Source organism: Paenibacillus sp. 2TAF8, assembly GCF_052114825.1.
Classification (GTDB): Bacteria; Bacillota; Bacilli; order Paenibacillales; family Paenibacillaceae; genus Paenibacillus.
The window spans coordinates 1-13,121 of record NZ_JBFRFN010000002.1 but is presented as its reverse complement, the minus strand read 5'-3'; the positions used below and the strand labels follow the sequence as shown (position 1 = coordinate 13,121).

Here is a 13,121-nt window from a genome sequence, read left to right as displayed (position 1 = left end):
GTCACATTTCATGTCGTCTAATCATCAAGGTATTTTCAGCCCACGTTATTTTGCACTTTCCATAGGAATCATCTTGTCAGTGATGGCCGTTGGATTCGAAGGTCTATCCGTAACCACCATAGCTCCTTCGATTGCTGGAGACTTAAACGGTCTTAGCCTGTTCGGGTGGATCTTCAGTACGTATCTGCTTGCGCAGATTATCGGAACACTGGTCATCGGTCGAATCATTGACAAAAGAGGACCGGCAGCACCGTTCACTTTTGCACTTCTGTTGTTTATCGTAGGGCTAATTGCTGCCGCAACAGCAGGCGATATGTATATCATGATAGGATCACGGGCTCTGCAGGGTTTGGGTGCCGGAGCTATGATGACTTGTGTGTATACGGCAATATCTTTAAGTTACCCGGATGAGTTACGTGCCAAAATACTTGGAGCCTTTGGTACAGCCTATGTTCTTCCGTCCATGCTCGGTCCATATGTAGCAGGTCTTATCGCAGATCAGTGGTCCTGGCGGTTTGTTTTCTGGGGGATCCTACCTGTACTGGTTGTTTCAGCATTTCTTAGTTTACCTGCTTTCAGAAAATTAAAAGTGCAGAATACGGGAGGGGATAGCGGATCTTCATCCACTTGGATGGCGTTACTCTTAACGATGGGTACAGGAATTTTCCTGGTTGGTCTAAGTAGGCTTCCGAGCATTATGGGATTTGTTTTAGTCACAATGGGTTTCGTATTAATGGTATTTCCTCTCCGTAAATTGCTACCGAAGGGAACACTTACGTTGCGCAGAGGAATGCCAGCAATTTTGGCAACACGTGGGTTGTTCTTCGCAGCCTATACAAGCACACAGAATTTCTTGGTATTGGCTCTAATCGACGTGAAAGGAATTACACCTTCACAGGCCGGATTAATTGTAGCAAGTGCTGCATTAAGTTGGTGTATCATTGCGTATCTGCAAGGACGGTGGGATGCGGCAGATCAGGGCCGTGGACGTCATATGAGAATTTTTATTGGGGTATTACTGCTTGCGACAGGGATTGCCGTCGTATTTTGGGTACCTGTTGTGACCGTAACCATTGCAGTTATTGGTCAGATCATCGCAGGAGTCGGTATCGGATTGGCGCATCCGATTAGCGGTGTTGTCGCATTTTCCCAAACGGGGGAGGAAGGCGTGGGCCAAACCTCGGCAAATCTGCAATTTGCAGATTCTTTTACACCTGGCGTAGTGATCGGCATCGGTGGTTCCATCCTTGTCGTGTGTCAGGCTGGCGGAATGTCACTTCAATCCGGCTTAATTGTAGCCATGGGTTTTCATCTCTTGTTGATCGTCATGAGTATCATTGCCAGTACTCGGATCTCACCACGCGGATGAATAAGAAAGTGGGTGTACAGACCATTGTTCACTGAAGATTCGAATAAACTATTTACGGCTTATCGCATCATCGGAACGAAATGGACGATCCATATTTTATGTGTTCTGTCTCAAGGCCCGAAGAGATTCGGCGAAATTTTCGAAAGCATTCCTTCTATTTCCGAAATGATCCTCGCAAGACGTCTGAAGGGTCTTCAACATGATCATTTGGTCAAAAAAACAATACGGACACACCCTGCACAAATTATGTATGAACTTACGCCAAAAGGAGCTGCTCTTGCTACATTCATCCCCTGTCTAATGGACTGGATAGAAAATTTTCAAAATGATACCACCTGGGAGGAATCAAGATGATCATCGAGGTCAGTGATGCAGCATCGGACAGAATTGTCGAAATTTTATCAAGTGCGGATATCCAAAATGTCTTCCTTAGAGTAGGCGTTGATGAAGGGGGATGCAGTGGTTTATCTTATACCCTTGTCGTGGATGATCAGCAGGCAGAAGGAGACGTTGTGTTAAATAAAAAGCAATTCAGGATATTGGTTCACGCAAATAGTATTCCATATATCGATGGTCTTGAGATTGACTATGAAGAAAGCGGAATGTTAGGCGGATTCACCATGAATAATCCAAATGCCAAAGTTTCGTGTGGATGCGGAGCCAGTTTCAGAATGGCCAATTATCGTGGCGAAGTAAAAAAATGTGATTGAACTGAAGCAAGGAGTGCAGAGCAATGATTTCATTTGTAGTATCTGATCAAGCGATCGATCAAGCATGGGTTCAATTCATTGGCGGATCTCATTTCTGTGTCGAGAAAACAGATGATTGGAGCAAGTTCAACCTCGCCTAATCCGTATTTTGTACCGAAAGTGGAAGGTAGATTTTTGATGAATCGAAACGCTCGAAAGATAATGCCGAATGGATTCATGGAAACGAWCGCTATCTCTTATCTCGCACGAGAGAAAACCCTATAGTCTGTTAAAACAGGCTACAGGGTTTTTATTTTAATGAGAGTCTGATTTTTGAAATGCAATCTGAAATTGATCTGAATACGATTTGAGGTTGTCAGCAAGGAGGGTTAGCTCTCCGGAAATGTCTGATAGTTCATTGGCCGAACGCTGTTGCTCTTCAGCACTGGCGGAGACTTCTTCGGACATGGCTGATGTTTCCTCGGTTGCGGAAGCAATGTAACTCAAATGTTGCTCCACCTCTGGGCGAATGGATTGCATATGGATTGTCCGATTTTCCAGACGTTGAGCAAGTTCATGCACTTCAGAGGATAACAGGCTTACCTGTTTGAAGCTTTCAAGACATTCAGCGATCTGTTCTTCCTGCTCCCTGGCAGCCAACATATTTGAATCCAGATGCGTTCCCATATGATGAATTTCTTGAACAAATGAACTCAGTATCTCATCAATCTCCTGAATCGAACGTTCGGATTCTTGAGCGAGATGTCCCATCTCATTAGCAACAACTCCAAAACCTTTACCCGCTTCACCAACACGGGCTGCTTCGATCGAAGCATTCAAAGATAAAATTTGAGTTTGTTTTAATATGTTGTGAATCTGTCCACTGATAGAAGATGCAAGTTCCGAACGTGTCGTCAGCGACTTGGAAATAGCCTGTTGATCCTCAACAAGTTTGGCGTTCTCACGACCCTTTTCTAGTAGAACCTCATGTTGGCGTGTCACTTGTATTTGCAATGCAGATAACTGATCGGAAGTACGGGTGAACTGTTCCACATAAGAACCTACTTCATTCATAATACTGCCCAAATTTTCAGAATGCTGGACGGAGTGTTCTGTCTCTTCAGCTTGTTTCATGGAGCCTATGGCAATTTCCTCGATGGCTCTGGAAAGCTCTTCAGACTGACGCTGATTGGTAAGAGATGTTTTGGCAATATTTTTAGAAGACTGTTGCAGAGTAGCGGAGCCTTGTTGTATTCCCTTCATAATGTTCGTTAGTTGAACAACCATAGTATTAATTAGGTTACTGATGTCCCCGAGTTGATCGTTTGTCATCTGAGTTGATACAACTCGGAGATTCCCGGAAGAGACCTGTTCCAGGCTTGACTTAATGTCAGATACTTGACGTAGGATCCCTCTTACGACAAGCAACATGATGATGAACGATAAAATTAAAACTACTGCAAAAATCGGGATAACTTTACCATACGTATTATTCAACGTTAATGCAGAAACGCCTTCAACTTCTGCTGCAGACTGGTCCATACCCAAATAACCAATAATCGTTCCTTGCGAATCTTGAATTGGTGTAAAAGAGGACATAAGCAATCCCCAGACAGGATCTTCGACAAGGCCGGTAGTTACAACTTCACCGCTTGCCAAACGTTCTAGAGTTTGAGAGTTCAGCTCAAACGCAGTCCCGTAAGGACTGTATTCCGGATCGTCCCAATCCGCGCCATCCACGGTGTAGACCCATCCGTTCGGTGTCTTATTATACATATAAACATATAGGGCCCCCGATTGAATGCGAGCCTTAACAAGCTGTTCTCTAAGTGTTTTGTATTCAGAGCTTTCCTCCAAACCTGAACTATATAACGAGTTGATTAATGCTGATTCCTTACCCATCTCAGAAGCGATGTTCACTGCAAGCTTCTGGTTGTTATGCTGCATTGTCATCAAGGATGAATTTTCACTGGAGTAGTTCGTAGCCCACAGAATCAGGCCGCCCATAGCCAGTAATGGGACAAGGATGATCGAATATAGCTTTAATCTTAAATCCATTCTTTTGTTGCGCGTGTGTTTCACGTTCTGTTCCCCCTCGGAAGTAAATAAAGCAATATGGCTATATGTATAGCTCCATACTCTTTATCGTAAAAATGAAGAGGGAACTGTAGACTGATTCATAATTTAGTTGCATCCGCTCATGTTTCTAGGAGAATGAATACTGCATAATAGAATCAAGCGTTTCTCCCTATCAGGATAAGTACAAAAATTTGGAGTTAATATGGATCGGGGTGGTATAGTGTTGAGGCAGGAAGCAATAAAGTTCATCATTGAAAATGAAATTACTAAACTAACTAGAGATGAGCGTGAAGCAATGTTATTGAATTCCTGGGAGCGATATAGAGGTTGAAGGCCTCGTGGAGCAATTATTAGCTTGTCCTTGTTGTAATTATGAAACCTTGGAACAGAGAGGAGAATATGATATTTGTCCAGTTTGTTTCTGGGAGGATGATGGTAACAACGATCCAAGCAGGTACAGTGGACCTAATCACATGACATTATCTGAAGGCAGAAGTAATTACCAAAAGTACGGAGCATGCTCAGAAGGAGAAGCTGATTTCGTAAGTTCTAATCGATATGAGATCTACAATAAAGCTGATTAAAAAATATGAACTTTTGTTTGGAGTACCGTTAAAGTACTGACGCCTAACGACCATGTTTATGGAGAGCTCAGCATCGGGAAAAACTCGCAAAAACCCAGAATGACGAAAGGAATCCCCAAAAGGGGACTCCTTCTATTTAATTCAATTCAAACGAATCAGATTTACTCCGATCTATTAAGATACAGTGGATGGTTCTTTTCCGGACTTTCGTGAGTTAGTATTTTGTAGGTTGATCGGCCTGCATATAATGGGATCTCAAGCTTTGAAAAGTCGGGGAGTCCATTCTCTAAAAAACATTGATCATCTCTATACCGCTGAACAATTTCTCCTGCGATCCACTCATGGTCGCCAAAGCTTGTAATGCTCAACGTTCGGCATTCATATGCAAAGTAGGCATTCGTGAGAACAGGTATATCGACTTGAAGTCCTTCTTCATACTCAATATTGAATTCCTTGAATTTGTCCAAATCTCTCCCACTGTATGTTCCAACGGCTTGAATTATTTCTGAACAATGTGCAGGCAAAAAGTGTACACCGAATACTCCGCTTTGCTCAATTAATGTATAGGTATAGGTCTCTTTACGAAGAGATATACCATATATTCCTGGGGAGGAGCCGATATACGTGTGCCATCCTGAAGCCATAATATTTTGTCGCCCCTCATGACGCGCAGTCACTATTGCCACCATTCCGGGATATGAATACCATGATTCGTCTTGGATCGGTTGTCGCATGAAAATCACTCCTCTTAACAATATTTTCAACAGGGTTGGGGGTTGTAAGAAGAATAGCAGAGCAAAACTTGAAAACGCCACCAGTCGCATAAACAACGAATATATTATTGGGTGTCAATATGAAAGATGCCAATCTCATTATAGTGCTCTAACTTATAATCAATGGTACCGAGACTGCAGTTCAACATCTCCATTTGCTTTAAAATATTTTGCCGATGCTGCTGCAACATTTCTTTCCGTTGTTCACTAGTGCTGGAACCTTCCAAACAGAGCAGCATAAACGCTTTTATATCCTCAAGAGGCATGCCGCTGTCTCTCAGGCATCGAACTAATTCCAGCCAACATATATCCATCTCCGAATATTTACGAGTACCGTATTCTGTCTTTTTTAACAAAGGCATCAGACCTGTCCGATCATAAAAACGCAAAGTCGATGCAGGCAATTGAGTCCGCTCTGCAACTTGTTTAATCGTAAATTCCAAACAAATCTTCCTTTCAAAAAAGGGTTGAATGTCTTGACTTAAACCTAAGTTTAACTACTATCCTAAGATAGTACAATAGAGCGTTTACATGAAAAGGCTCTTGTCCAATTATTCTCTTAAGGAGTGATTTCAGTTGAAATATAGAAGACTAGGTAGAAGTGGGTTAAAGGTTAGTGAGATCGGGTTGGGAAGCTGGCTGACCTATGGATCGGCAACTTCAGAAGAAGCAGCGCGTGCATGTATCCATAAAGCGTACGAAGTTGGTATTAATTTTTTCGATACATCGAATTCGTATCCGGGTGCCGAAGAGGTTATGGGACGCACATTGAAGCAATATTCACGCAGTAGTTATGTCCTTGCTACAAAGCTGTTTTTCCCGCAAGGATCGGGACCGAATGATCGCGGCTTGTCACGTAAACACATCGTCGAGCAGTGTGAGGCGAGCTTGAAACGTTTAGGTACAGATTACATTGACTTATATCAATGTCATCGTTTTGATTCCGAAACTCCTGTTGACGAAACACTTCGAGCACTAGATGATCTGCAAGCACAAGGCAAAATATTGTATGCAGGTGTCAGTGAATGGACGGCCGCACAGATTGCGGAAGCTTCGGGAATCAGCAAACGTCTGAATTTGCGTCCGTTAATTTCCAATCAGCCAATCTACAATATGTTCGAGCGCTACATTGAGAGAGAAGGGCTAATTGAGCAGTGCGAGCAGGAAGGGCTGGGTCTCATCGTGTTCTCTCCACTGGCACAGGGCGTGCTCACGGGCAAATACAAACCGGGGCAGCAAATTCCAGAAGGCACGCGGGCTGCGAACAATCAAACGAATGGTGTCATCAACAGTTATTTACGTGAGGACGTGCTCCAATGTACTGTGCAGCTGTCGGAGATTGCTAACGAACTCGGGGCAACCTTATCTCAATTTGCATTAGCTTGGATTCTTCGTCAATCCGCAGTAAGCTCTGCCATCATTGGCTCCAGCAGGCCAGCACAGATTGAAGAGAATCTCAAAGCGGTAGAGCTTGAGCTTACACCTGATATTATATCGGAAACAGAAAAAATTCTATCTTCCATCAGCCATTTTGCGCCTCTGCGATAATAACGAAAAAGTATGGGGATATAGACTAACAGGTGGAGAAGCGCTCGTGTGACTTATATATACTGCAATGCACAAAAAAGGCCGTTAAACTAAACGGCCTTTTTTGTCCTATTTGAAGAGAAGACGGTCTAATTACTCACTAAAATTTTCTGAACTTAAGTTGTACTGACTAATCCACTTCATCAATCTCCAGGCTCACAATGACTCCGTTCTTCTCCAAATCTTTAACGATCTGCTTCGAATGTTCATTTAGCGGGTTATTGCCCAAATATACCTCGGTTAAATGAGGAATCGTTTCAAGCACAGCAATATCCTCAATGAGATTGTCTTGCAGATAAAGATGTTGTAAAGTTGGATGTTTTTTTAGTGGTGTCAGATCCTTAATGCGATTATTGTCCATACTAAGCCATTCAAGATTCATCTTCTGGAGTGGTCTTAAGTCTGATACTTGATTACCGCTGGCAAGCAAACTTGTAAGATTTCGTAAACTTTTCAGGGATCCTAGATCTCTTATTTGGTTATCATTAATCAATAAACTTTCCAAATTGTGCAATCCTGAAATTGGAGATATATCTGTAATTTGATTCCCATCTAAAGCCAATAGGTTTATTTTTGTCAGCTTGGAGAGAGGTTGTATATTTTTGATTTTATGACCGGGTAGAACTAGTTCCGCTATGTTAACTGCATACTCAAGTCCTTGCAAACTTGAGATTTTTCTTTTTGCATCCCATGAATACAAGGATTTTAATTTTTTCAAATCTGCTGCTTTCAGTTCTTTTTTACCCGATAGCTTTAACTCTGTTCGAATGATCTGTGTTAAAACGGGATCTTTAACGACTGAAGCTGCCAAAATTGTAGATGTCGGTAATATTAAAAGCATCAAACAAAATACGATTAAACTTTTTACGAATGGATTAGGCATAATACACTCCTTAAAATTAGTATCTAAATTCATTCTTTGATCTCGTGATTTCAACTATGTATAATTCATGGTGCTCTCCTTATATGATTTAATAATAAAGAATATACCATGATCTGGAGCATAATTCCTTATCTTAGCAACCTTCCTCCATTTCGGAACGTCCTTAGCTGGAGAAAAGGGCGGATTGTTATGAAAAAATGATATTTACACTGCTAGCCATGTGCTTCATTCTAATTGGTTGTTTTTATAATCAAACGGAGAATGAAAACAATCTTACGTTGGATAAAGTGATAGCTGTCTTAGAAGCGGAAGGAATTGAAATGGCCATTCAGAACATTTAAGATTCCCTTTCGCTTTTCTGAAAAAAGTGTAAATTTAAATAATTAGCAGTATTTAATCTGAATGGGAGTTTAAAGATGGTATTTAGAATTGTTGGAGAATTAGAAAACACATTGATCATCTACGGGTACAGAAAGTCCCTGGGATCACCCACTTATTTACCTTTTCTCCCTGAAGCTCTTTCTACTGAATTTACAGATGCTGAAATAGTACTAGAGCACAATAGTGATGAACAGATGATTTATCAAATCTATTACTGGATTGAAGGAGATGGAGAATTCATTCTGCGAATCATAGTCTCGCATTTCGATGATTCAATCACCATTCTTGCAGATGACGCTGAAATTGCGGTACGTGCCTATAATGCTCTGTGCAAAAGTTTGGCTCGTTGGAAGTTACAGTAAAGCTACATGGAAGTAGAATATAACTCATTACTCGACGCTTAAAAATGGAAGTAAAAATCATAACTTAGCCAAATCAAACATTTATTAGCGATTACTTCCATAAATGAGGGAAGCAATCGCTTTGTTTATTTGCGGATTTTTTTGTCATCATGTCCTCCACATGTGTACAAAAATTGAAAAAGATGTTACATTGAAATCAGTATAGATCCTTTTATAACAAGGTTTCCCAAGGATAAAAACATGTCTTCCACACGAGGACATACGTATATCGAGGAGGGAATGGAATGTCAAGTCAAACATTGGACCAATTTTTAAGTTCTAACATCGAAGATCTAAAGACTAAAGGTCTATATAATGTCATCGATACGCTGCAGGGTGCAAATGGTCCTGTTATTCGTATCGACGGAAAGTCTCTAATCAATCTGTCTTCCAATAACTATTTGGGACTGGCAACAGATGACCGACTGATTGATGCTTCAGTTAAGGCAGCGCAGACATACGGGGCAGGCGCAGGGGCTGTAAGAACCATTAATGGTACGATGGATCTTCATATTGAGCTTGAAGAAAAACTCGCCCGTTTCAAAAAAACGGAAGCCGTTATCGTGTATCAATCCGGATTTAACTGCAATATGGCTGCGATATCCGCGGTAATGGACCAGCATGATGCGATTTTATCAGATGAGCTGAACCACGCTTCAATTATTGATGGCTGCCGCTTGTCGAGAGCCAAGGTGATCCGCTTTAAACATTCGGACATGAATGATTTAAGACAGCAGGCGAAAGAGGCCAAGGAATCAGGTCAGTACCATAAAATTATGGTTATCACCGACGGGGTTTTCTCCATGGATGGTGATATAGCAAAGCTGCCCGAAATTGTGAAAATAGCAGAAGAATTCGATCTGATTACTTATGTGGATGATGCCCACGGTTCGGGTGTTCTCGGGGCAGGTGCGGGAACCGTGAAGCATTTTGGATTGTCCGACCGTATCGACTTTCAAATTGGCACTCTTTCCAAGGCAATCGGGGTTGTCGGCGGTTATGTGGCGGGTAAAAAACAACTGATCGAATGGTTGAAGCTAAGAAGTCGTCCGTTTCTGTTCTCGACATCGCTACCTCCCGCTGTAATCGCTGCTTGTAGTGCTTCTGTCGACATTTTGATGAATGACAATGATCTGATTGAAAAGCTGTGGGAGAACGGCAATGATTTGAAAAATGGTTTGAGCAGGCTTGGATATAATGTAGGTCAAAGTGAAACACCGATCACCCCTTGTATCATTGGTGATGAATTAACCGCCCAAGAGTTCAGCAAACGACTCTATGAAGAAGGCGTGTACGCTAAGGCCATCGTGTTTCCGACAGTTCCAAAAGGAACTGGAAGAATACGCAACATGCCGACAGCAGCCCATACTAAGGAGATGCTCGAACAGGTGATCTCCGTTTATGAGAAAGTTGGCACGGAAATGAAGCTGATTTAGCTACATTCGCGGGAGACTATTTCGGGAGGAATGTCTTATGAAAAAGATATTGGTGACCGGAGCACTGGGCCAAATCGGCTCTGAGTTAGTTATTAAATTACGTGAAGTTTATGGTCAGGATCACGTCGTTGCTACGGATCTCAAGTCATCATCCCACGAAATTACCCGATCCGGACCATTCGAGTTGCTCGACGTAACAAATGCTAAAGCGATGTTTGAAATCGCTAAGCGTTACGAAGTGGATACCGTCATTCATTTGGCTGCGCTGCTGTCAGCTACCGCAGAGGAGAAACCCCTGCTTGCCTGGAATTTAAATATGGGCGGATTGATGAATGCACTTGAAATATCCAGAGAGCTCAGTTGCCAATTTTTCACTCCAAGCTCGATTGGATCTTTTGGCCCTTCGACTCCGAGAGACAATACCCCGCAGGATACGATCCAAAGGCCCAATACGATGTACGGCGTGAACAAGGTGTCCGGCGAACTGCTGTGTGATTATTATTTTTACAAATACGGTCTGGATACTAGGGGACTGCGATTCCCGGGTTTGATATCTTATATGACGCCTCCCGGCGGAGGAACGACGGATTACGCGGTGGAAATTTACTATGCAGCTGTGACGACCGGTCGGTATACATCTTATATCGCCAAAAACTCTAACATGGACATGATGTATATGCCTGATGCCCTGAATGCTATCATTGATTTAATGGAAGCGGATTCATCTCGGTTGATACACCGAAACTCATTTAATGTCACCGCAATGAGCGTCGATCCGGAGGCGATCGCTGCAGCAATTCGGGAAAAGATTCCCGGCTTTATCCTCGATTATGATGTCGATCCGAAGAGACAGGCAATTGCCGATAGCTGGCCGCATTCCATTGATGCGACGGCAGCGAAAACAGAATGGGGATTTCATGTCCAATATGACTTGAAGGCTATGACTAAGGATATGCTATCGCAGCTAAGCAAGAGACAAATGCTCCGCAAAGCTTAAAGTTATGTTGAATTCGCTGTGCAAAGCGATTAGAAATACAAAGAAGCTGTATCAGAGGTAACAAGTCTCTAATATGGTAGTTGAAATTACAAAAAAGAAGTCGTTATTTTATCGACTTTTTTATCAATACAAGTCCTTGTATTGAGCCAAGGGCTTGTATTGATTGCCGGAATTGACATGAATATAAATTCAATTGCCGATTAGATGGATGTTAAATCATTTAGCTTACCACTTATAAACGGATTAAGTACCGTAATACATAATAATATTGGTGTATAAACTACACGATGAAAAGATGTAACATAAGCGGTCAGTATAATAACAGATCGAAACATCAGTTCCGCACTACCCTTTAAGGAAATAACTAGAACTTGTACATATTATCTATTTAATTGGTGTGAGAACCACCCTTTAAAGAAAAAGCCTTAGTGTTGGATCTTTTGATTTCTTCTCATACATGACATTATAAAAAACAGGTTGGATTATACTCTCATCTTAAAATCATTTCAATGGGAGGTGCGGTGATGATTAATCATAAACTCAAAGTTATTGAACGAATGTCAGCAGGTGAAGGATTATCGTTAAACTTTGAGGAACTCATAATTCATGACAGAATACAGACGAGAGTTACAAATCAAAGTTATTGGTGTTACGGGAAGCAACGGTAAAACAACTACAAAAGAGATGCTACATTCTGTCTTACAGACAAAATTTCGAGTTCATAAAACAGAAGGTAATTTAAACAGTCAAATCGGTGTCCCGTTAACGATTTTAGGGATAGACAAAGATGCTGAAGTTGCAGTAATCGAGATGGGGATGAGTAAAAGAGGTCAAATTGAGCAACTCTCCAGAGTTACTCATCCGGACATCGCCGTGATTACAATGATAGGAGTTTCACATCTATCTAACTTAGGCTCTAGAGAACAGATAGCAGCAGCAAAATTAGAAATTACTAGTGGTCTAAAGAATGGTGGGTGCTTTGTTTTCCAAGGTGACGAGCCGTTATTAAATAACAAGCTAAATAATATCAAAAGAAATATCTCAATAGAAACAATTAGTTTTGGGCAAGGAGAATATAATGATGTGATCGCAGAAAATACAATATCAAGTTCCGATAGTTCACAATTCTCTGTTGCAAACCAAATGTACCATCTTCCACTTCCTGGTGTGCATAATATTAATAATGCTCTGGCTACAATTGCTGTTGCTCTAAGGTTGGGTTTAAATTTTTTAGAAATAAATGAGGGATTTGCTCAGCTCAATTTGCCTAATATGAGATTTGAGAAAATTATTTCACCCTTGGGATATACAATCATTAATGATGCTTGGAATGCGAGCCCGGATTCCGTAAATGTAGCAATTGCGACTTTTCAGGAACTGACGGGTTATAATGAGAAACATCTGGTCATTGGTGATATGCTTGAACTGGGTGATGATGAAATAGAGTTTCATCGAGTAGTTGGAAGAAATCTTGATCCTGATAAAATTAAAACTATCTATACTTATGGTAATCTCAGTAACCATATTGCTTCAGAAGCAAAAAGAAAATATCCATTAGGGGATGTAATGACCTTTAATGATAAAATAGTGTTGGCGAATACACTAAAACAAAAAATCAAGAAAAATGATGTGATTTTGTTAAAAGCATCTAGAGGGATGCAGATTGATTTAATCATCCCTTCCTTAATGAATTAGAATTAGTTGAGTACACAATTTTATTCCTTTGAGGTCGCTATTTTAGCGGCTTTTTTAGCGGCATTTTTAATTTATTGGATTGGACAGGAACCTCCTTCCTATTTAGCCCCCTAGAGAACTTGGACACTAAGAGAGTGTATGCGGTACACTACTAGTGACAAGGGGATGAGGAAGTTGAGACGAAATAAGCATTCAAAAGAATTTAAACTGCAGGTCATCAAAGAAGCGCTGGAAACAGGCAATAAAG

The 13,121-nt window shown here is 41.3% G+C and carries 13 protein-coding genes; 9 read left to right on the top strand and 4 right to left on the bottom strand.

Going from position 1 to position 13,121, the window contains the following annotated elements:
• Positions 1–10 precede the first annotated feature (10 nt).
• The 3 genes from AB4Z30_RS02215 to AB4Z30_RS02205 are packed head-to-tail and all read left to right on the top strand — an operon-like array spanning position 11 to position 2,079.
• On the top strand, positions 11–1,369 hold the full coding sequence (locus AB4Z30_RS02215) for an MFS transporter (protein WP_441922887.1): 1,359 nt from the start codon (positions 11–13) through the stop codon (positions 1,367–1,369).
• A gap of 12 nt (positions 1,370–1,381) precedes the next feature.
• A complete protein-coding gene (locus tag AB4Z30_RS02210; protein WP_441922885.1) occupies positions 1,382–1,723 on the top strand; it encodes a winged helix-turn-helix transcriptional regulator in 342 nt (113 codons plus the stop codon).
• On the top strand, positions 1,720–2,079 hold the full coding sequence (locus AB4Z30_RS02205) for a HesB/IscA family protein (RefSeq protein WP_441922883.1): 360 nt from the start codon (positions 1,720–1,722) through the stop codon (positions 2,077–2,079). The genes AB4Z30_RS02210 and AB4Z30_RS02205 overlap by 4 nt, the downstream gene beginning before the upstream one ends.
• A gap of 294 nt (positions 2,080–2,373) precedes the next feature.
• On the opposite strand, the gene AB4Z30_RS02200 is transcribed toward AB4Z30_RS02205, so the two are convergent.
• Positions 2,374–4,140: a methyl-accepting chemotaxis protein gene (locus AB4Z30_RS02200; protein ID WP_441922881.1), complete on the bottom strand. Its 1,767-nt coding sequence runs from the start codon at positions 4,138–4,140 to the stop codon at positions 2,374–2,376.
• Between the two features lie 335 nt (positions 4,141–4,475).
• On the opposite strand from AB4Z30_RS02200, the gene AB4Z30_RS02195 reads away from it, so the two are divergent.
• Positions 4,476–4,721: a CPCC family cysteine-rich protein gene (locus tag AB4Z30_RS02195; RefSeq protein ID WP_441922879.1), complete on the top strand. Its 246-nt coding sequence runs from the start codon at positions 4,476–4,478 to the stop codon at positions 4,719–4,721.
• Positions 4,722–4,882: 161 nt separating this feature from the next.
• Here the strand turns inward: AB4Z30_RS02195 and AB4Z30_RS02190 are convergent, their stop codons facing one another.
• Positions 4,883–5,455, bottom strand: a complete 573-nt coding sequence (locus AB4Z30_RS02190) for a flavin reductase family protein (RefSeq protein WP_441922877.1) — start codon at positions 5,453–5,455, stop codon at positions 4,883–4,885.
• A gap of 104 nt (positions 5,456–5,559) precedes the next feature.
• Entirely contained in the window at positions 5,560–5,937 is a 378-nt protein-coding gene (locus tag AB4Z30_RS02185) for a MerR family transcriptional regulator (RefSeq protein WP_441922875.1), read from the bottom strand.
• Between the two features lie 133 nt (positions 5,938–6,070).
• On the opposite strand from AB4Z30_RS02185, the gene AB4Z30_RS02180 reads away from it, so the two are divergent.
• A complete protein-coding gene (locus AB4Z30_RS02180) occupies positions 6,071–7,042 on the top strand; it encodes an aldo/keto reductase family protein (RefSeq protein WP_441922873.1) in 972 nt (323 codons plus the stop codon).
• A 169-nt stretch (positions 7,043–7,211) separates the two neighbouring features.
• Here AB4Z30_RS02180 and AB4Z30_RS02175 read toward each other — a convergent pair whose 3' ends face one another.
• Positions 7,212–7,997 (bottom strand): leucine-rich repeat domain-containing protein, encoded by a 786-nt coding sequence (locus AB4Z30_RS02175; RefSeq protein ID WP_441922871.1) that lies wholly within the window; start codon positions 7,995–7,997, stop codon positions 7,212–7,214.
• Between the two features lie 383 nt (positions 7,998–8,380).
• Between AB4Z30_RS02175 and AB4Z30_RS02170 the strand changes: the two genes are divergently transcribed.
• The 4 genes from AB4Z30_RS02170 (at position 8,381) to AB4Z30_RS02155 (ending at position 12,874) form a co-directional block, all read left to right on the top strand.
• Positions 8,381–8,707, top strand: a complete 327-nt coding sequence (locus tag AB4Z30_RS02170) for a hypothetical protein (protein ID WP_441922869.1) — start codon at positions 8,381–8,383, stop codon at positions 8,705–8,707.
• A 284-nt stretch (positions 8,708–8,991) separates the two neighbouring features.
• Positions 8,992–10,182, top strand: a complete 1,191-nt coding sequence (locus tag AB4Z30_RS02165) for a glycine C-acetyltransferase (protein ID WP_441922867.1) — start codon at positions 8,992–8,994, stop codon at positions 10,180–10,182.
• A 37-nt stretch (positions 10,183–10,219) separates the two neighbouring features.
• Complete coding sequence (locus AB4Z30_RS02160; RefSeq protein WP_441922865.1) at positions 10,220–11,179, top strand: L-threonine 3-dehydrogenase; 960 nt, start codon at positions 10,220–10,222, stop codon at positions 11,177–11,179.
• 606 nt (positions 11,180–11,785) lie between these two features.
• Positions 11,786–12,874: a UDP-N-acetylmuramoyl-tripeptide--D-alanyl-D-alanine ligase gene (locus AB4Z30_RS02155; RefSeq protein ID WP_441922863.1), complete on the top strand. Its 1,089-nt coding sequence runs from the start codon at positions 11,786–11,788 to the stop codon at positions 12,872–12,874.
• The last annotated feature ends 247 nt before the right edge of the window (positions 12,875–13,121 follow it).